This is a genomic window from Leptolyngbya sp. PL-A3, from assembly GCF_039962325.1.
Classification (GTDB): domain Bacteria; phylum Cyanobacteriota; class Cyanobacteriia; order Elainellales; family Elainellaceae; genus Vacuolonema.
Map to the genome: position 1 here is coordinate 1 of NZ_JAMPLB010000096.1, position 20320 is coordinate 20320.

The 20320-nt window shown below is 49.1% G+C and carries 20 protein-coding genes and 1 pseudogene; 12 read left to right on the plus strand and 9 right to left on the minus strand.

Annotated features, from left to right (window positions below; all coding sequences use genetic code 11):
- Positions 1-143: 143 nt before the first annotated feature.
- The 4 genes from NDI52_RS31985 to NDI52_RS32000 all read right to left on the minus strand — a co-directional run bounded on the left by NDI52_RS31985 (position 144) and on the right by NDI52_RS32000 (position 3140).
- Positions 144-704, minus strand: a complete 561-nt coding sequence (locus NDI52_RS31985; protein ID WP_199307550.1) for an SDR family NAD(P)-dependent oxidoreductase — start codon at positions 702-704, stop codon at positions 144-146.
- 103 nt (positions 705-807) lie between these two features.
- A complete protein-coding gene (locus tag NDI52_RS31990) occupies positions 808-1140 on the minus strand; it encodes an SDR family NAD(P)-dependent oxidoreductase (protein ID WP_199307551.1) in 333 nt (110 codons plus the stop codon).
- 71 nt (positions 1141-1211) lie between these two features.
- Entirely contained in the window at positions 1212-1799 is a 588-nt protein-coding gene (locus NDI52_RS31995; protein WP_190774978.1) for a TetR/AcrR family transcriptional regulator, read from the minus strand.
- 69 nt (positions 1800-1868) lie between these two features.
- On the minus strand, positions 1869-3140 hold the full coding sequence (locus NDI52_RS32000) for a glycosyltransferase (RefSeq protein WP_190774977.1): 1272 nt from the start codon (positions 3138-3140) through the stop codon (positions 1869-1871).
- A 127-nt stretch (positions 3141-3267) separates the two neighbouring features.
- Between NDI52_RS32000 and NDI52_RS32005 the strand changes: the two genes are divergently transcribed.
- Together NDI52_RS32005 and NDI52_RS32010 are read left to right on the plus strand one after the other, a co-directional pair.
- On the plus strand, positions 3268-3900 hold the full coding sequence (locus tag NDI52_RS32005) for a TetR/AcrR family transcriptional regulator (protein ID WP_190774976.1): 633 nt from the start codon (positions 3268-3270) through the stop codon (positions 3898-3900).
- Between the two features lie 483 nt (positions 3901-4383).
- On the plus strand, positions 4384-4548 hold the full coding sequence (locus NDI52_RS32010) for a CGNR zinc finger domain-containing protein (RefSeq protein WP_199307552.1): 165 nt from the start codon (positions 4384-4386) through the stop codon (positions 4546-4548).
- Between the two features lie 67 nt (positions 4549-4615).
- Here NDI52_RS32010 and NDI52_RS32015 read toward each other — a convergent pair whose 3' ends face one another.
- A complete protein-coding gene (locus NDI52_RS32015; RefSeq protein ID WP_190774975.1) occupies positions 4616-5542 on the minus strand; it encodes a LysR family transcriptional regulator in 927 nt (308 codons plus the stop codon).
- A 1-nt stretch (position 5543) separates the two neighbouring features.
- On the opposite strand from NDI52_RS32015, the pseudogene NDI52_RS32020 reads away from it, so the two are divergent.
- Together NDI52_RS32020 and NDI52_RS32025 are read left to right on the plus strand one after the other, a co-directional pair.
- A pseudogene (locus NDI52_RS32020) lies at positions 5544-5870 on the plus strand (SDR family NAD(P)-dependent oxidoreductase); the annotation flags it as partial.
- A gap of 37 nt (positions 5871-5907) precedes the next feature.
- Entirely contained in the window at positions 5908-6345 is a 438-nt protein-coding gene (locus NDI52_RS32025; RefSeq protein ID WP_190774974.1) for an ester cyclase, read from the plus strand.
- A 20-nt stretch (positions 6346-6365) separates the two neighbouring features.
- Here the strand turns inward: NDI52_RS32025 and NDI52_RS32030 are convergent, their stop codons facing one another.
- Positions 6366-6836, minus strand: coding sequence for a cytochrome P460 family protein (locus NDI52_RS32030; protein WP_190774973.1), 471 nt, complete (start codon positions 6834-6836; stop codon positions 6366-6368).
- Positions 6837-7170: 334 nt separating this feature from the next.
- On the minus strand, positions 7171-8520 hold the full coding sequence (locus tag NDI52_RS32035) for a lactonase family protein (protein WP_242045992.1): 1350 nt from the start codon (positions 8518-8520) through the stop codon (positions 7171-7173).
- Positions 8521-8894: 374 nt separating this feature from the next.
- Between NDI52_RS32035 and NDI52_RS32040 the strand changes: the two genes are divergently transcribed.
- From NDI52_RS32040 to NDI52_RS32055, 4 genes are all read left to right on the plus strand, one after another.
- On the plus strand, positions 8895-9527 hold the full coding sequence (locus tag NDI52_RS32040; RefSeq protein WP_190774972.1) for a TetR/AcrR family transcriptional regulator: 633 nt from the start codon (positions 8895-8897) through the stop codon (positions 9525-9527).
- 98 nt (positions 9528-9625) lie between these two features.
- Entirely contained in the window at positions 9626-10009 is a 384-nt protein-coding gene (locus tag NDI52_RS32045) for a hypothetical protein (protein ID WP_199330934.1), read from the plus strand.
- Positions 10010-10038: 29 nt separating this feature from the next.
- Positions 10039-10317 carry an IS1-like element transposase gene (locus NDI52_RS32050; RefSeq protein ID WP_242035594.1) on the plus strand — a complete coding sequence of 93 codons (279 nt, stop codon included), beginning with the start codon at positions 10039-10041 and terminating at the stop codon, positions 10315-10317.
- A gap of 19 nt (positions 10318-10336) precedes the next feature.
- Positions 10337-10780 (plus strand): IS1 family transposase, encoded by a 444-nt coding sequence (locus tag NDI52_RS32055; protein ID WP_242035595.1) that lies wholly within the window; start codon positions 10337-10339, stop codon positions 10778-10780.
- A gap of 78 nt (positions 10781-10858) precedes the next feature.
- On the opposite strand, the gene NDI52_RS32060 is transcribed toward NDI52_RS32055, so the two are convergent.
- Both NDI52_RS32060 and NDI52_RS32065 read right to left on the minus strand, forming a co-directional pair.
- A complete protein-coding gene (locus NDI52_RS32060) occupies positions 10859-12442 on the minus strand; it encodes a diguanylate cyclase (protein ID WP_190774971.1) in 1584 nt (527 codons plus the stop codon).
- Positions 12443-12472: 30 nt separating this feature from the next.
- Positions 12473-13288: an alpha/beta hydrolase gene (locus tag NDI52_RS32065; protein WP_190774970.1), complete on the minus strand. Its 816-nt coding sequence runs from the start codon at positions 13286-13288 to the stop codon at positions 12473-12475.
- 556 nt (positions 13289-13844) lie between these two features.
- On the opposite strand from NDI52_RS32065, the gene NDI52_RS32070 reads away from it, so the two are divergent.
- From NDI52_RS32070 to NDI52_RS32085, 4 genes are all read left to right on the plus strand, one after another.
- On the plus strand, positions 13845-15752 hold the full coding sequence (locus NDI52_RS32070) for a response regulator (protein ID WP_190774969.1): 1908 nt from the start codon (positions 13845-13847) through the stop codon (positions 15750-15752).
- Positions 15753-15887: 135 nt separating this feature from the next.
- Positions 15888-18740 carry a PAS domain S-box protein gene (locus NDI52_RS32075; RefSeq protein WP_190774968.1) on the plus strand — a complete coding sequence of 951 codons (2853 nt, stop codon included), beginning with the start codon at positions 15888-15890 and terminating at the stop codon, positions 18738-18740.
- Positions 18712-19092, plus strand: coding sequence for a response regulator (locus tag NDI52_RS32080; RefSeq protein WP_190774967.1), 381 nt, complete (start codon positions 18712-18714; stop codon positions 19090-19092). The genes NDI52_RS32075 and NDI52_RS32080 overlap by 29 nt, the downstream gene beginning before the upstream one ends.
- 428 nt (positions 19093-19520) lie before the next feature.
- Positions 19521-19907, plus strand: coding sequence for a response regulator (locus tag NDI52_RS32085; RefSeq protein WP_190774966.1), 387 nt, complete (start codon positions 19521-19523; stop codon positions 19905-19907).
- The last annotated feature ends 413 nt before the right edge of the window (positions 19908-20320 follow it).

Below are 20320 nucleotides of genomic sequence, written 5' to 3' on the forward strand. Positions count from 1 at the left end.
CGTTTCTTCTGCTCTGTCATAGAGGGTATCCTCCACAGTGCTTACCTTCAGCATAGGAGTTCTCTCGGTCGAGGAGGCATTCTGTCACAAAACACAAACTTATTTAGAACCAGAAAAATGTTTACCTGCATCAAACAATTCAATTAGTCCATCATGCTGAAATCTTGAACCTGTGTAGTCTTGCGATTTTTGGAACTTGACCCCTGACCCATTGGAAACATTTGAGACATGAGTGCATCCCAGGCGCGATCGGATAACAAACGACGAACCCAAATGAAAATCTTGCCGCTCAATCCGACTTGGTAACGAGTCCGAGGACGACGCACAAGAGCCGCCTGCACAATCACCTTCGCAACATCCTCTGGATTCAGAACGCCCCAGGCATTTTCTGCAAACATCTGTCGAACACGCGCTTCAATGTTTCGCTTGAAATTCGCATAGGGGCTTTCATTACCCGTTTGAGGCATCAGTGCATAGAGCTTTTCAACGAATGGCGTTCGCACTCCCGTTGGTTGAATCGAAACGACATCCACACCAAACGGTTGTACCTCATAGCGCAGCGCATCGGTAAATGATTCGACGGCATACTTACTGGCATGATAAGCACCGTTGCCAGGTGTGGTGAAGTTTCCGCCCATCGAGCTGACATTGATAATGCGTCCATAGCCTTGCGATCGCATCCCTGGCAGTACCAGTTGACACATTCGCAGTAGACCAAATGTATTATATCATGTCGTGTTAAATGCACACAACAAAAAGCAAGGTGACGCAAAGCGTCACCTTGCTTTTTGTTGTGTGCATTTAACCTTACTTGTTATTAGTCTCGAACTGGCGACGAATCTCTTCCATTGTTAATTCTTCTAAGGGACCAATCTGGGTATAGCCCGCATTGTTGATTAACACAGAAATTGCATTATGCTTTGCTGCGATCGATCGCACAGCAGCTAGCATTGACGATTCATCTGTAATGTCAAGTTGCAAAACATGACACCCTTTTGCAGCCAAATCGCTCAATGTTTGCGGATTCCGAGCGGTTGCATAGGTGATGAATCCGGCTGATTTGAGGGCGATCGCGGTCGCTCTTCCAATGCCAGAAGATGCACCCGTAACCAATGCCACTCCATGCTTTACGACCATCATTGCTATATCTCCTTAATTGATTAGCGAGATGTTATCTACTTAAAATTAAGTAAGTAAACGAGTAAAAAAAATTAGCGGCGGCGCATTCCATCTAGCAGGATGTCGATCATATCCTTGGCTAAAACCTGCTTGGGAATGTTTTTGTAACGATGCATATCGTGGGCGGTATCGATGAGAGAGAGAAACATCGTAGCCATCAGTTTGGAATCCACTAAGCGAATTTCTCCTCGCTCATACGCCTGTGCCAAAACCTGCTGGATTGGCTCTACGAGCGATACATTGCCCAACTCATGCAGAGTTTGAGCATGTTCTGGAGAAAGTGCTGGGAGATCCGATCGCGCTAGACGAGTCAAGTCGAGTGGGGGTTGTGCCAGCAACCAATCTGCCATCTGATTCAGCTGGCAGGACAGGTTAGGTTTTGCCTGAGAAATAGCGCGGTTTAAACCGTCTTGGTGGCGCACAAAACTGCGCTTCATCACCTCAACAAACAACTCCTCCTTACCACCTGGAAAATGGTAGTAAAGGGCAGCCTGACGCACCTTAAAGGCATCTGCAATGTCTCGCAAGGTAACGGCTGTATAGCCTCGCTCACCAAACAGAGCTTCAGCTAGTTGCAGCAATTGCTCCCGCGAATCTCCAGATTTTGCCTTGGCACTCACACTTTTTCTGCTCGAACAGGTGACTTACTTAACTTATAGTAAGTAATATAGCGAGTGTGCAAAAAGCCGTCAAGCGTTTCCTTCTACCTCAAGTTTTTTGATAATGGCTACGGCACTCGCGACTCCATCTTGACTGCGAATTTCTGCGCCTAAGTCTGCCGAACGCTGACGCATTGTGCGATCGCTCACTGCCGTTTGAATCGCTTGTGCTAATCGCTCTGTTGTAAGCTGTTTGCGGGGAATCGGTGTGGTTCCTACGCCCAAGTCTGCGACCCGTTGCCCCCAAAAGCCCTGATCGCCAAAAAACGGAATAATGATCGTCGGAACCCCTGCCCGAAGTCCTGCCGCTGTTGTACCTGCACCCCCATGATGCACAACCGCCGCAACCCGTGGAAACAGCCACGCATGGGGAACCGAATTGACGAGAAAAGCGTTGTCTGGCAGATTTTCTGTTCGCATTCCACTCCAGCCAGCCGACAGAATCGCCCGTTGCCCCGTTTTTTTAAGGGCTTGTAAAACAAGTTCAGCCGTCTCTTCAGGGTCGCGATTGCCCATACTGCCAAAGCCGATGTAAACCGGGGGTGGACCTGCCTCTAGAAAGTTCACCAGATCGGTCGGGGGAGTCCAATCGGAGGCGGCATCTAGGAACCAATAGCCGGTGACATGGGTATTCTGCCAATCCGACGGCTTTGCAAGAACAGAAGGACTGAACCCGTAGAGGGTTGGCAAGCGATGTAAATAGGGAGACTGGTGGGGCCCGAAAAAGGGAGAGGTGGGTAAGTCGAGAACTTGCTGACGGGAAGCGGTATCGCCTGAACGGGAACCTTGCCAGATGATTTGCCTCAAGGCTTGATGAGACAACCAGTTGACAGTTCCTCCCCAACGGTTGAGCGACTGCGGAAACAAAACTCCCGGAAACGTTCGGGTGGGCGTGAAGGGAAACACAAAGGCTGGCAGCAGGGGAATCTCTAACTTCTCAGCAAAGGAGAGAGCAAGATACAGCCCTCCCACTCCTGCTATCAGCAAATCCATACCGCGACAGGCTTCTAACCCTGATTGCGCCCATTGAACAGACACCCGTTCGGTTTCTTTTGCTGTCTTTAGGGTCATAGTCACAAAGTTTCCCTTTGCCGTCAATTCGCGCATTTCAGGCGTTTCAATCAGTTCTTGCACGTTTCCCTGCATGGGGCAGAACTCTAGTCCATGCGAGGTGACTAATCCTCCAAAGTTTTCATGGGTTAGTAAGCGAACCTCATAACCTGCCGCTTTTAGCCCTTTCCCCAGTGCAATGTAGGGTTGTACATCTCCCTGACTCCCCAAAGCAATGATGGCGATACGCATTGCGGCTGCCTCCTATGTGATGGACTAGAACTTGCATGACGTTATTGTCAAAATGACAATAACGTCACTTTGATAGAAGTGTCAACGATGGGGTATGCTAAGTTCGGTATCGTTCAAAGCAAGTTTCATGAAGCCCTCTCGTCGAGCCTCTATTGGCATGGAAAAACGGGAACGAACGCGATCGCACCTGATCGAGTCTGCATATCGAGTCTTTGCTCGAAAAGAAACGGATGCGGTGACGATTGACGACATCATTGCTGAGGCGGGCGTTGCCAGAGGAACGTTTTACAACTATTTCCAGACTCGCGAGGATGTATTGAGAGCCGTTGCCGCATCGCTGAGTGATGTGATGAATCAAAAGATTTGGGCACAGTACGCCGCGATCTCAGACCCGGCAGAACGAATGGCGATCGGTTTGCGGCAGTTTCTCCATCAAGCGATGCGAGATGCCACTTGGGGTTGGGTGATTGTCCGCATTGGATTAGTGGCAGCCCCTTTAAGTGAAACGATCGAACGGGGTCTACTATCAGATTTAGAAGCGGGAATCCGACTGGAACGGTTTCACGTAGACAGTGTGCAAGCCACAGTGGATCTTGTTTTAGGAACGTCACTGATGGCAATGCGAACCACTTTAAAGGGACATACCGAACCGAACTATCCAGAACAAATTACAAAGTTAATTCTTAAATCGTTGGGAGTTCATAACGATGATGCGGAGGCGATCGCATTCAAAGCATTAGAACCATTTCCAGAAGAGTAGCAGTAAGTACTTGATGCCTCGATGATTGAGTAATCACCAATTTGCTCATGACTCGATTGCAAACGAGAAATTTGTGAAACAGCGGCGATCGTAATCGTCATCTCCATGCCCTATATAACGGTAAGACGTTCACCCAGAAATAGATACGCGCCACCGACACCAAACACAGGGATTAGAGAGAAATTGAGCCGCAACGCCGACGGGCATTAATCGGATTGCACTTAAATAAAACCAGAATGCCAACGCATACTGCACAATTCCCGATAGTGCTGCCATTAGCCAAATTTGGATTGGAATCGTTGACGAAAATTGAAGACTTACTTCAATTTTCCAGCTAAATAGCACAATATAAACTAATCCAATTGTTTGTTGAAGAGCAGGCAAAATCAGAGGGCAACCAATTCTAGCTTCACCTGGTAGTGGACAGAGACAAATCAACTTGATTTCGTTCTGTGGCAAATTGTTCGCTCGACTGCCAATGTGTTGACTGCCTCAGATTGCGATCGCCTGCGGGAATGTGCAGGAGTTGGTTGTGGCTGGTTTTTTCTTGATTTCAGCCGCAATCGCAGTCGCCGCTGGTGTGATATGGAAGACTGCGGCAATCGTGCTAAAGCAAATCGACACTATGACCGCAAACAGAAGAAGTAGAGTGCGATCGCCTCTCCCTGACGCTCGCAGTGAGAATTGTTATATGGAACTCGCTGCATCAAGTAGATTAACTTGTCTCGATCGTCTGAGAAATTGCTTTGATTCTGTTGCGTAACCAACGATTCGCTTCATCTTGATCGCTCAAAGCACTCCACAACATGGAAACCGTCCACGCTTTTGTATTGACGGGTAGTTCAAAAATGGTTAAATTACAGACATTTGCTAAACGCAATGCAATGCGTCGGGGGAGTGCTGCAACTAAATCACTTGATGCGATCGCAAACGGCAAAACCATCATGTGCGGCGTTGTGAATGCAACTCGACGTTCTAAGTTTTGCTTATTCAACGCCTTGTCAATAGCACCTGCTGTATCTCGACGTAACGTTGTGAGGGCATGAGGAAACTGGGCAAAGGCTTTTAAGCTCATCGTGCCTTGCTGGATAGCCGGATGTCCTCGACGGGCAATTCCCACAAAGCGTTCTTCAAAGATGGGTTCCCATTGCGTTTGTCGGGGTGGATCAGGAAACACACCCAATGCCACATCGATTTCTCCTTGTTCTAACAAAGTTCCAACCCTGTCCTTCTCAAATTCAATCATTTGAACGTTGATGGAGGGAGCATTTTGAAGGCTAAACTTCAGTAGCGGCGGCATCAGAACAAAGCTGGTGTAGTCTGAACTACCGATCGTAAAGGTGCGATCGCTGATGGATGGTTCAAAGGTTTGGCTAGCAGTGACGGCTTGGCGGATCTGTTGCAATGCCGCCAAAATACCTGGGGCGATTGCTTGAGCTTTGAGCGTCGGCTGCATCTGTCGCCCTAGCCGCACAAACAACTCATCCTCAAACAAAATCCGTAAACGACTGAGGGCTGCACTCATGGCAGGCTGACCAATCTGAAGCTGCTCGGCAGCTTTTGTAACGCTCTGCTGCTCTAGAAGTGCTTCAAAGGCAACCAACAGATTTAAGTCGATCGCTGCCAGGTTTATCGATTTCATTATTGTTAACGTATCTACTGAAATGGCTTCTCTTACTTCAATGGGCAGCGATTACTATCCCCTAGCTCCGTCTTATCGCTTGTCTAAAGTTGGGCTGAATGGACTAACGGCACTCTGGGCAAAGGAACTTCAGGGCACCAATATTTTGGTCAATGCTTATTCTCCTGGCTGGATGCAAACAGATATGGGGGGTTCTAATGCGCCGTTCACAGCCGATGAGGGTGCTGAAACTGCCGTCTATCTGGCAACGCTTCCAGAGGGTGGGGCACAGGGCAAGTTTTTTGCAGAGATGCGGAAGGCTGGGGGTGCAGTGACACTCGCCTGGTAGGTTCAAATCAATCAACTACAGCAGGAAATCAAGGATCATGACTCCAACGGAAGAACAAAATTTGGCGATCGCTCGTATCTTCATTGAGCAGTTTTTGGGTAAAGGCGATATGACTGTAGCGGCGGATGTGCTGGACGAAAATGTACAGGCAATCACCGGGTTAAAACCCGATGGACCTATTGATGGACGTGAAGCTTACAAGCAAGTGTTTAGTGCATTTTTTGATGCCTTTCCTCCCCTTCCGGGCTTCGAGATGATAGTTGAAGATATGTTTGCAGCTGGTGATCGGGTAGCGGTTCGGTTTCGATCGGTGCAAAAACATGCCAAAGAGTTCTTTGGTGTTCCCGCTACAAACCGGGATATCACGTTTATTGAAACTCATGTCATGCGGCTACGAGAAGGTAAGCTTATCAAGCCATTACGGATGCTGCGAAGTACCGATACGGTCGTTAAGGCGACACTACTCAAAGGTTAATTGAGGATGGGTGAAACAAACTAATTGAGAAAAACCATTGCAGTGTCAGTATCGGGAATATAGGCTTCTGGAGCGCAGGGAGTTCGTCCAGCACGATCGCAATAAGCAGTTTGCACCTGACGAGTTTGCAAAGCAGCTTCTAAAAGTGGTTTTGTTAGAGTAGAATCTGTTTCTGGAAATGGAGCATGGCAACTGTGACAACTATTACTGAACCGCATTTGGTAATTGGGGCGATCGGGACTGAATGAACCATATTGCCATTCGCCGTTTTGCTTTTGTTTGACGAACACAGTCCCCAAATTTTCAGGAGAATACCAGGTTTCCATCACAATCAAGGTTCCATCAGGTAAGGGTTTTCCTGGTTGGATGGAAGCGATTACTTCTTCATTCACAAACATTTGACGAAACAATCCATCATTACGAGGTACCGTAGCGTAATGAGCTAAAGAGCGATCGTATTTTGATTGAACTTGTACTTCATCAGTCGTCACATTCGTGATTGGAGATGATTCAGTTGAAGATTGATTTGATGAGTTTGTTCTGTAAGAAAGGGATGGAGATCGATTCAATATTTGAGACAGAATGACTGCTAAGACAAGAGTACTCAAAAACAAAACCATCCATTTCATCCAGTGACATTTAACGAGCAAAAATTTGTGCATGAGCCAGTCTCCAAAAACTAACTGTCATTGGATCGTCGTGATAACTTTTCACCCGTTGTGCAGCAGTTTTTACACATCACTGAGAAACGAATTCAGAAATCTGTGCGGGAATCCGTAGCGTAAATTTTTTTCTCATGTGTAAGGTAAGAAAAATCTGCCACTGTCAGGGAACTAACACCATTGAATGTGCGCCTCTTGTCACCGGAACCGAATAACGGGTTTGAACGAGCATCGGCTGTGGATTAAGAGGATCACTCGCAATGCGCCAGAAGTCGATCGAACCGCCTGGAGTGCGATCGTCAAAGAAATCGTAATTGACCACTGCAAGGTACTGACTCGATGCATCAAAGGTAGCCGCTTCTGGCAAGATCCCATCAAACGGATAATCGGCTACGCGATTTAACTGTCCTGTTTGCGGATCCAACGTCATCAATGTCAAAGACGAGAACCAGGTGATGCGATCGTCGTCATAGGGGAGATAACTCCGCTCCAAATTAGTCGTGACAACATAGCGACCATCCGGACTGATGGCTAATCCTTCTGGGCTTACACCCGTCATCGCCCGTGACACCAGTGCATGGCGCGGCGAACCATCCGCCTGCGTGCCTGCCTCTAGTCGAATACTGACTACACTCCCGCGTGGTGCTTCACTCCATCGTCCTTCCACATCAGGTCCCCAATACAACCCATTGATAATCACATGGCGACCATCCGGTGTAAATCGAGCCATAAAGGGGGCTTTTTCAACTTTTACCACATTTCCCCAAGGTTCAAGGCTGAGTGTATTTCCCTGGCGATTCAGGCGAGCAAATGACACTTCTACGGTGGTTGCATTGACAAGAGCTAACAGATCTTGCGTCGGGTGCCATTCTGCGTGGATTAACTCCTGTCCACCCGGCACACGGGTTAATTCAAGATAGGTCGGTTGTCCTAATTGCCCTGCGCGAAACGGGATGAGAGCTAGAGGGGTTTCTGCCCCTGCCCCATTAGGATGAAAGGTCACTGCAACAAGAGAACCATCCTGGTTAATACTGACGGACGTGGGACGTTCAGCGATCGCCACTTCCTGTACTCGCGTTGGACGAGTTGGATCACTCAAATCAAAGACTGAAATTCGATCACCCTGCTGTAAATCAGTAAACCGTTGGTTCTGCCAATCTCCATCGGGTCGGGGGCGAAAGGTTTCAACGACGATCGCATAACGACCATCCGGTGTAACCGCAACGGCAACAGGTGGACCTGCAACTGAATTACTCGCTTCTGTTTCATAGGCTCGTAAGTCTCGAACGTGCCCACCTAACGGAATAACGCTCAATGCATCCTGTCCTTCTCGCGGTCCTAATTGTCCGTTCACATAGGCTGATGCCAGCATATCGGCATCTGAAATTGACACGAGATAACGCCCCTGAAAGTTCATTGGTGCGGCACGATTCAGGGTTTGAGCAATGGCTTCTGTCGGAGTGAGTGCCATTGCCAATGTGAATGCCAAAAGTTTTCCAAGCATAAACTGCATCTTCTAGTCCTCCTAACTTGCATGAAAAATTGATTGATGAAATGAACACCAATTGAGCCGCATCCCGCGTCACACTTGCCTTGATATCAGCAAGTTTCAGTCGCGGAATGATGCGCTAAATTCAGTACGAACGGTGAATGAAAACCTTGTGGGCGATCGCGCGATCGCCCAAAACTCACTAATTCAAACACGAGTAGATAAGCAACCAGCTAGAATAGCTGCCTCTCAAGCAATTCAGTCGTCATCTAAGGTGAGTGACTTAACTCACTATAAATAGTTTGCATACTTCGCTCACTTTCGTCAAGGTAAGTTGATTGACTTAGTTTATAGTTGGTATAGACATCACCTGAGAAGCTGTTAGGAGTTAGACGCCAATGCCCATTGAGGAATACCGCAAAAATGTTGCCGAACAGAAGCGGCAAGCGATTCTTGATGCGGCGATCGAAAACTTTTTGGCGATCGGCTATGAGCGCACGACGTTAGATATGGTGGCAAAAAGTGCAGGTGTTTCGACTGCAACGGTGTACAAACATTTCTCTACCAAACGCGCCTTGTTCGGCAGCATTATGGAGCGCATTTGGGAAACGGGGGTTGATCCATCTGATTCTGTTGAGCAAGGAACAGATTCAGTGGCAATTTTGACAGCGATCGCTCGCGAATATGCTCAACTCCTACGGCAACCTCAGGTAGAAGCTCTATTCCGGGTGATCATTGCCGAAGCTCCACGCTTTCCTGAACTGGGTGAGGAATTGTACTATCGCGGTAAGGAGCCTTACTTGAAACGCCTTCACACCTATTTGCAGAAGGAAAGCGAACTCAAGCGATTTCACATTGAGGATATTCCCCTGGCAGCACGGCAGTTTTTGGGAATGATTAACGATGTCATTTTCTGGCCCCGCTTCCTGGTGATGGATTTAGAGATCTCGGAAGAGGATGTTGAACACGTTGTAACGGAAGCGGTTCAAACTTTTCTAGCCCGTTACAAAAATAAACGGAAAAAAGCATAGTGTATAAATTTGCTGCGGCTTGTCCAACGGAATCCATTGTCTTTGGAGCATCCAGACCTGGATATACAGATGTACAGATCCAGACCTGGATTTCGTTTATGAAGAGTCAAGGGATTCAACGAGTCTGCTGTCTATTGGACGAAGATCAGCTTGTTCGCTATCCAGACCTGTTGGGCTGCTACAGACAAGCCTTTGGAACTGAGAATATCTGCTGGGCAGCGATCGCAGATTTTGAGATTTGCGATCGCATAACTTTTCAGCACACGATTTTGCCGTTTCTCCTCACGTCAGATCAGTGTCAGCAAAGAACAGTCGTTCACTGTTCAGGGGGATTGGACGAACGGGACAGGTCCTTGCTGCATGGCTGGTGTTCGGACGAGGTTTATCTCAGCAAGCAGCGATTCAGGCAGTTCGACGGACAGGCAGAAATCGGTGGTGTTCTAGACATGGGGATGAGGATCAAGAAAAATAGAATGGCTTAAGTCTTTTAGCTCATTCCGGAATTACGGTGATGGTAGTTGAACCTATACAATGCCCAAGTTGCAACAGCACAAACATAGTCAAACATGGCAAGACGGCAGAGGGAAAACAGCGATACAAATGCCGCAATTCGGAATGTGCTCGTCACAACTTTGTTCTGAAGTATTCTTACCGAGGCTACTTGCCTAGCGTGAAACAACAGATTTGCGAGATGGCACTCAATGGCAGTGGGATTCGCGATACTGCACGAGTGCTCAAGATTAGTCCAACTACAGTGATTGAAGAATTAAAAAAAAGATCGTCATCTTGAACACGTAAATCGTCCCTTATTGGAGCGCCTTAAACCAACCTCTGTAACCGTTGCCAAACACGTTGAGGAGGCCGAAGCTGACGAGATGTGGAGCTTTGTCCGCTCTAAGAAACAGGAGCGTTGGCTCTGGCACGCAATTGATCATCAAAGCGGACAAGTGTTAGCGTATGTGCTAGCCGATCATAAAAACCAAGCATTGGTCGAGTTAAAAGCATTGTTGGAGGGGTTTGGCGTTGGAACTTTTTACACCGATGGATGGGGTGCGTATGCCCATTTGTTGGATCAAGACCAGCACGTTGTTGGCAAGTGGAACACCCAAAAAATTGAGCGCAAACACCTAACGTTACGAACCCGAATTAAGCGATTAGCGCGCAGAACCATTTGCTTCTCCAAATCCGAATGGCTCCATGACATCGTGATCGGACTGTTCATTAATCGTTACGAGTTTGGTCGGGTAGTTTGACCCCATCGATCCCCATGTCTAGAACACTACCCTCCGTTAGAAGGAGCAAAAATCGCCTTGAATCTCAGAACACGGGTTTTAACTGGATGACTGCGACAGAGCGTATTCCATGGGAAAGATCGCGGATTGATTACGTCCACGCTGTTTAGCGCAGTACAACAGGCGATCGGCCTGGTTGAGCAGAATATCAGGCGATGTCTCAGGAGCAGGGACAATGCTGGCCATACCCAGACTAATCGTAACGACGTTACTGACAGGAGAGGCGTTATGGGGAATATGCAGTGCTCTGATCGCCTTGTGGATGCGTTCGGCTACAGCGATCGCCCCACTCCTGGAGGTATTGGGTAACAGCACAACAAACTCCTCGCCACCATAGCGGGCCACGAGGTCGGCTGGGCGTTTCACTACCTGCTGGGCAGCTTGAGCAACAGCAATGAGGCAGCGATCGCCCTCCTGGTGCCCATAGGAATCGTTATAAAGCTTGAAATGATCAATGTCGAACAGAAGTAAGGATAGGGGTTGCTCTTCCCGTTGAAGCCGCTGCCATTCGTGTCGTAAATGCTCGTCAAAGCAGCGACGATTCGCAATTTGAGTTAACCCATCAAGATTTACAAGCTTTTCCAGCAGGCCCTTGGCGTGGTTAAGTTGGTGGTTCATTTCCTGAAGACGGGCTTCGGCCTGCTTCCGTTCTCGCAATTCGAGCGCTAATTGAGAATACAGATTGGATTGCTGAATGGCAATGGATAGTTGATTGGATAGCCGTTGCAGGAAATCAATTTCCCAATTCTCCCAGGAGCGGGAGCGATCGCACTGATGCAATTGAATCGCTCCGTTGGGTCTGCCCTGATAGGACGTTCGCACTGCCAGCATTGATTTCAAACCAATCTGCTGGCAAACGGGAGCCGCCGATTGCAGCAGGGGATCCGCGAAGACATCCGGGGAAACGACGACCTCATCCTGGGCCATCATGGTTTCCGTGTGGGCATTGGTCAGTATCGGAAACGGTCCCTGCATCAGCGATATTTGGTCTGGGGATAAGTACTCGGCAACCAGGGAAAGCCGTGGCAATGGCACATCAGTAAAGGCATAGATTAAACAGCGATCGACATTAAAAAGTAAACCGATCTGAGTTGCCGCAGTTTTAAATATTTGCCGACTATCCAGGCTTAGCCGAATATCTTGCGTAATCTGCTTCAATAGCAACGTGCGCTCATACTGCTGTCGCAATGCTACTTCCGCTTGCTGTTGAGCGCGGGTGGCGGCCTCTGCTGCTCTCTTGGCCTTCAGAATTTCGTCCTCATACTGAATACGTTGCCGGATGGGAATTAAAATACAGTCGTTCACAAAATGCCCATCCCGCTCCTGTCGTGCTCCATTCACCAGCATGGGGATATCAACTCCCTGCCGGGAACGCATAGAAAAATAAATCTCCTCCGCCTTCCCATGTAATTTGAGCAGGGGAAAAAAGTGAGTCTGACAGAAAATGCGGCTGGCGATCGGCAAAATTAAATCCAGCTTTTTTCCCTGTAATTCATCAGAAGAATAGCCCAGCAAATTCAGCAATGTGGCGTTGGCTGCCCCAATCGTAAAGTCATCTCGGAAGGACAGGAAGCCACAGGGCGCAGTGTTGAGTAACCCGTCGATTGCCGCTGAATTAGACACAATTTAATGCATAGTTGTGGGCAAAAAAACTTAAGTGGTAGGAACAGGAGACAGATAACCCTGAATCGCCTGAATCGTTTCCTTGGGATGGCTCATATGGGGGCAGTGGCCAGTAGCAGCCATGAGCTTGAGTGTACTGTTGGGCAAGCAACGGTCCAGATAGTGACCGACCTCGACAGGGGCGATCACATCCTCAGCACATTGCAGAATCAGAGAGGGTATCGTCACTTTGGGCAGATCATGCCGATTGTCAGAATAGAAGGTGACTTCAGCAAAACGGCGAGCAATGACAGGGTCAGTTGAGCAAAAGCTAGTCTCTAACTCATGGGTTAGATCGGGGCGATCGCTATTGTGCATCACCATAGGCGCTAGCATGCTCGCCCAGCCGATATAGTTTTTTTCCATAATGTCGAGCAGTCCTTCAATGTCAGCCCGTTCAAACCCACCCAAATACTCAGGCAGATGATTGATGTAGCAGGGAGAGGGACTAACCATAATTAACTGCTGAAACAGGGAAGGTGCTTCAATAGAAGCAAGTAGGCCAACCATACTACTGACGGAATGGCCAACAAAAATAACATCTTCCAGATTTAGCGCCTCACAAATGTCGAGAACGTCCTGGGCATAGCCCTGGAGAGCGCTATACCGTTCGGTGTTGTAAGCGCTCAGATCAGATTGCCCAGAACCCACATAATCAAATAAAACTAAGCGGTAGTCCTGCTCAAAGGCGGGTGTGATAAACCGCCACATATTTTGATCACACCCAAACCCATGGGCGAACAGCATGGTCTGGTGGCCTTTTCCCAAAACGGTCACATTGTTGCGTTGGAGAACGTTTTGAGTCATTCATTCACACCAGTGAAAATATACAGGGTTCAAGTTGATTCTAGATGCTTTGCTTAGCCTCCTATGAGGAATATTGCGGGGTGGTTACGTTTATTCATAGGACTATTTAGGCGGTGGCTGTCCTGTTCGTCGTTGCCTGTTGCGATCGCCCTCGGGCCGTGTCATCAATTAAGCTGGATAAGCGTTGCTGCCAGGTAGATGATCCCTAAAAAGCTCTCGTTAGACTATCGTAGCGAGTTGGAATCACCCGAACTGCTTCAATTTGACAAAAAAGTTCTCAACCCAGGGGTGCTCCTTGTAAAGCTCTTGATCGTACTCTCGGGGCTGTTTGTAGCTCTTCTTGGGAGGAATAACAGCCTTTTCGCCTTGTCCTAACCAGATTAGAGAGGGTTATAAATAAATCCTGCAAATCCTGCCCAGTCCCAACGAACAAGGGAACAATGGAAACGTTGCCTGCACCCCAAGTTCCATCACTTTGGTGTGGCATAACGCTGCCGTCCGCAAGGATATCCCCCAACGGGCAGCCGTCCCTCAAGCAAGGCGAGACGGGAAATTCATGAAACTACTGCTCATTGAAGACGATCTAGCCATCGGAGAGATTCTCACCAATACCCTTACCCTGCATCACTGGGTCGTCGAGCGGGCAACCGATGGTCAGATGGGATTGGAAATGGCTGCTCAGCAATTTTATGACCTGATTCTGCTCGATATTGGGCTACCCAAATTAGACGGACTAACCGTCTGCAAGCGACTTCGCAGGAATGGCTACGAGAACCCCATCCTACTCCTCACCGGGCAAGACAGTGTCAGCGCTCAGGTCGCAGGGCTGGACGCCGGAGCCGACGACTACGTCACCAAGCCCTTCGATATCGACGTTCTGCTGGCTCGCGTACGGGCGCTCGTTCGCAAAGGAAAATCCACCACCCTTACCTGGGGAACGATTCAACTCGATACTATCAGTGGTGAAGTCACCAGTGAAGGCAAACCCGTACGCCTCACCGCCAAAGAATTTAGTCTACTTGAGCTATTTTTGCGTAACCCCCGCCACCTCTACAGCCGTCGGGCCATCCTCGATCGCCTTTGGAATGCTGCTGATTCCCCTGGCGAAGAAACCGTCAGCACCCACATCAAATGTCTGCGCCAAAAGTTAAAAGCCCTGGGCTCGGCTGACCCCATCGAAACCGTCCATGGGATAGGTTATCGGCTGCGAGACCCGCAAACCGCTGCGCCTTCCAACCTGCTAGAGTTTCCCACCCTTAAGACTCCTGAGCCCCCCGCCCCTGCTCCCACCGCAGCCCAGCAGAAGGCCCAGGCCGTTACTTTCAAAGTTTGGAACCAGTTCAAAACTCAGTATCTAGAACAGATTCGGGCTTTAGAAAGTTTAGTAACCAGCCTGCAACCCCAGGCTGACTCTCCGAGTCAGCAGCAAGCCATCCAACAGCTAGCCCATAAGTTAGTTGGCTCTATGGGCATGTTTGGGTTGATGGAGGCATCTCAACAGGCCAAGCAAATTGAACAGTTGATGCAAGGCTCGTCCCTGAATAGCTTACAAATTCAGGAGGCTAGACAACGGGTTGGGGTACTCCGCGATACCATCGAGCAGGCTCAGATGGTTCAACCTCCCAAGGTGCAAGCTCCCAAGCTGCATTCTGCCACATCTCGCCCTACCGCCTCTGGCTATATCTTGATTGTGGATGATGACCTGCTACTAGCAGAGCGGCTGCGCATCGAGGCGATCGCCTGGGACTTTCAGGTCGAAATTGCCAACGATCTGACAACCGCCCGTGATCTGATCGCGCAGGCTCCCCCCCGCATCATTCTGTTAGATCTCAACCTGTCAGAGGCAGAAGATGGGCTCACCTTGATACGGGAGCTAGAGCGGCGATCGCCCCCCATCCCCGTCATTATCATGACCGCGCGGGAAGACCTGAGCGATCGCATTGCAGCGACTCGCCTGGGCGTCAGTGCATTTCTGCGGAAGCCACTACCCGCCTACGAAATTCTCAAAACCGTTACGGATGTCCTGAGTCGGAAGCCACCCCAAAACCGGGGCGATCGCATCCTTATTGTGGACGACGATCCAGGCTTCCTGAAATTGCTCTTTAGTCTTTTGGCGGTCGAGGGAGTACATGTCAGTACGTCAAACCAACCCCAGACTTTCTGGCAGGCACTGGCAACCTGTAACCCAGATGTCCTGATTCTGGATCTGGAAATGCCAGAATTTAATGGCATTGAACTGTGTCAGGTCGTCCGCGCTGACCCCCAATGGCAGCACCTTAAAATCCTCTTCCTGTCTTCCCATACTGAAGCCAGAAGAATGGCAGAGGCCTATGCTGCCGGAGCCGATGACTACATCAGCAAATCAATGTCTGGGCCAGAGCTCGTGGCCCAAATTCTCCACCGATTAAACCGAGCCCCTCGAGCAACAGACCGAAGTAATCCGGGAGCCGTTCCACGGCTTTAGTATCTAGTCAACCTGAAGGGGATAATGACCTAAACCCCTTCAGGTTGGCCAGATCCGGATTGCGAGCGGACGTCTACCCATCGCATCGTTCACCAATTTCACCTTCTGGATCTCTGCAACACAGGGAAACGTGCCATGCATTCCACCATGTATCGCCTGTTTCTAAGGTATGGAGTGGCTGTCGCCAGCACAGCGATCGCCCTTTTGCTCACCCTCTGGCTAGAGCCCTATATGGTGCGTACCGTTGGAGCCTTCTTTTACGGTGCGGTGATCGTCAGCACCTGGTACGGAGGCCGACGACCCGGTATGGTATCCATCCTCCTATCTGTTCTGGCATTGGACTGGTACGTCATCACACCCCATGATCCGTTTCTTGGGGCAGATGCTAGCAATCTCGTTCCCCTCGGCATTTTTATGCTGATTGCACTCACCATTAATTTGCTAGGGGCCAACCTGCGAGCCAGCAAACGCCGAGTAGAACGCCTCAACCGCATGCTTCAACAAGAAAATGCCGAACGGCTCAGCAATGCACTGAATGCGGCTCAGATGGGGCTATGGGACTGGGACATGATCAACGGCACTGTAGAGTGGTCACCCGAACATGAGCAACTTTTGGGCTTGGCCCCTGGAGAATTTGATGGCCAGTATGCCACCTTTGATGCCTGCCTTCACCCCGATGATCGCTCTGGCTTGACCCAGGCAATCACCCATTCTCTAGAACACCGTATTGCCTATCACCATGAATTTCGGGTCGTCTGGAAAGATGGCAGCACTCATTGGATTGAAGGGCGAGGGCGCGCTTACTATAACTTTGAGGGGCAGCCCGTTCGTATGTCGGGCACCATCATGGCTATCGATGCCCGTAAAAAGGCTGAGCTCGCCTTGCAGCAACTCAATGCGGACCTGGAGCAACGGATTTCAGAAAGGACAACTGAGCTCTCTCAGGTGAACGATCGCCTGCTAGAAACTATTCTAGAGCAGCAACACACCCAACTACTCTTGCTGGAACAGGCTCAACTGCTAGACCTAGCCCACGACACAATCCTCACCTGTGACCTCAATTGGGTCATTACCTTCTGGAATGAGGGAGCCGAACGCATGTATGGCTGGACTAAGAAAGAAGCGTTGGGCAAAGAAACCACAACCCTTCTGAAAACCCAGTTTCCACACCCCCTGGACGAGATCAAAACTGAGTTGTTTGAACGGGGATACTGGGAGGGTGAACTGGTGCAGTGGGATAAGAGCGATCGCCCCCTATTCGTTGCGAGCCGCTGGGTCGTTCAAAAGGATCTCATGGGAAGACCCATTAAGATTCTCGAAATTACCAACGACATCACCGCTCGCAAGGAGGCCGAGCAAGCTCTGCAACGTTACACCCGTGAGATTGAGGATCTCTACAACAACGCTCCTTGCGGCTACCATTCCGTTGATGCAGAGGGAACCCTGGTTCGGATGAATGATACAGAACTTCGCTGGTTTGGCTATACCCGTGATGAAATCCTATACCAGAAGAAGCTCGTGGATTTGCTCGCGCCAGAAAGTCGGGCCATCTTCCACGACATTTTTTCCACATTCAAACAGCAGGGTTGGATCAATAACCTGGAACTGGAGGTGATTAACCGCGACGGCACTACCCGCTGGGTGAATCTCAATGCAACAGCCATTTATGATGCTGACGGTAATTTTGTGACCAGTCGCTCATCCCTCTTCGATGTCAGCGATCGCAAGCAAGCAGAAGCAGAACGGGAGCAAGTGGCGATCGCTCTCCAGGAAAGCGAAGCAACCTTTCGGCTACTGAGCGAATTCGCCCCGATGGGCATTTTTCTATGTGATTCTGAGGGATCCTGTACCTATACCAATCCCCGCTATCAAGCCATTGTGGGGTGTACAGCCGAAGAAGCCCTGGGAAATAGCTGGATCAACTTCGTTCATCCAGAAGATCGCCCCTGGATACACGACCATTGGAAGCAGCTCGTTAACGATATCCAGGAGGGCATCGTTGAAGACATGCGCTACCAGGATCGCCAGGGTCGGGTTCGCCATGCGCTGGTACGCACCTCTCCCATCCGGACCACGGATGGAACGGTGATCCACTTTGTCGGTGTGGTCGAGGACATCACAGAGCGGCACGAAATTGACCAGATGAAGAAAGATTTTATCTCCGTTGTCAGCCATGAGCTCCGCACGCCGCTGACCTCCATTCGTGGCTCCCTAGGGCTGGTGGCTGGAGGAGTTTATGACCAAAAACCCGAAAAGATGAAAGCCATGATTGATATCGCGGCCCGCCAGAGCGATCGCCTGGTTCGTCTGGTCAACGACATCCTCGACCTGCGCCGGCTGGAGTCAGGGCAGACTCTATTTAACCTGAAGCTTCATAACAGTGAGGATTTGATTCAGCAATCGGTGGATGTGATGCGATCGCAAGCTGGCCAGAATGACATTACCCTGACCATCATTCCTAACACCAACACCGTCTGGGCCGATGCCGACGCCATCCTCCAAACCCTCACCAATCTCCTCAGCAATGCCATTAAATTCTCCCCTCCCGGTAGCACGGTGTGGCTGAAAGCAGAACCGTTAGAAGCAGGAGAGAAAGAAAGTGACGGATTAAGGGAGTTATGGCGTGAAAAAGTAACAGAGCGCAGAGGAACGGAACGGTTCCTGAGTCTGGATGAAGCCAGTTCCCTGGGCCTTCTCCCCCCTCGCCCCCCCGCCCCCTCAACCTCCTACATCCTCTTCTCAATACAAGATCAGGGCCGTGGCATCCCCGCTGATCAACTTGAGAAAATTTTTGGACAATTTCAACAAGTGGATGCCTCCGACTCCCGCGAAAAGGGCGGCACAGGCCTGGGTCTGGCTATTTGCCGCACTATCGTTGAACAGCATCGGGGTAAGATCTGGGTAGAAAGCGAGCTGGGCAAGGGCAGCACTTTCTATTTCACCCTTCCCACAACCTCCGATGTTAACCAAGCGTGTTCTGGTGATTGATGACGAAGCCGATATCCGAGCTATTCTTCAGGGATGTCTAGAAGATATTGCAGGCTGGGATGTCATAATTGCGGCCTCTGGCGAGCAAGGTATCCAGTTAGCTACAACGAGTCAGCCTGACGGCATTCTAATGGATGTATCAATGCCTGGCATGGGCGGTCTTGAAGCCCTACAAAAACTTAAGCAGAACCCAATGACTGGCAATATCCCAGTAGCATTACTAACAGCCAAAGTCCTGACGGAGGAACAAGAGCACTTTGCGCATCTCAATATTGCAGGACTAATCATGAAACCCTTTGATCCCATGACCCTGGTGGACCAAGTCATAGAAATCTTTCACTGGAATATCTAGCACTCGACGGCTTACAGTGCTTTGCGCTTGAATCAGCCACGGTTGTTTTTGTAAGAACCGCGCTCCGTGTGGCTCTTACAAAAACAACCAGATCTTAAGCGCTTTTAAGATGACAAGGAGTGAAGCCCCTATCTGCTCTCCTCGCTCTAAACCATATAGTGACACTTACTTTGAATAAAATTCAAACTTCTTAAACTTCAAAAATTCTTCAAATCTCATTTCTACAGTGAAGGAGTGCTGCAGGAGTTAGATATTTTGGTGCCACCAGTATGCTACGTCCGCCATGACTAGCACTTTTCGGACATTCCCTAAATATCCCTTGGCTTGAATATTTATCGGTTTCTACACCCCTAATCGCTATCATCATTTCCCGAAAACCAATGATCTCATCTCTGTATCCCCAATTTGGCCTACAAAACTTTACAAGAATGGCAACTAAACGTGTTTTGGTCATTGATGATGAAGCAGATGTTCGGGCTGTCGTTCAGGGATGTTTAGAAGATATAGCCGGTTGGAATGTCGTTACAGCAGCTTCAGGCTTTGAAGGATTACAGCGGGTTCTCATCGAGCAACCTGATGCAATTGTGTTGGATGTCATGATGCCTGGAATGGATGGGTTCGCATTTTTGCAGGCGCTCCATTCTCAAGCACAAGACCGATGCATTCCTGTTATTTTGCTGACTGCGAAGATAAATTTAGACTACACACCAACGCCTTCGGTACTAAGCATCAAAGGCATTATCTCTAAACCATTTGACCCATTCATCCTAGCTGAGCAGGTCGCTAGTATCCTGAATTGGCAGATGGAATCCTGACGCTTCTTCTATTTCTAAACCTGCACTAACAATTCATTTACCAATGTTAAAACAATACTCTAGACAGTTTTTCTGAAATCCTTGATTTTGCGTGCGCTTCGCGCACGCAAAATCAAGGATTTCAGAAAAACTGTCCGAACTAATGTTAAAAGAATAGAAATGGATTTGCCTGTTCCATCCTTTTAACATTAGTGGGATTTATATCAGTTTTGCTTAGCGCCATACCAAGGCTTCTATAAGGACTAACAGGGTTTGTCATAAAACAGTCCCATGAAAAATTTAGTTTTGCATATAGAGCACCTAGGTACAGGACAAAAATTGAAGGACGTGGAAAAACTCATCGATGAATAACTCCAGATTCAGTAGGATTTGACGCAGGTGGTCGAAACCATAGCGAAAGATACTCTTGGCTT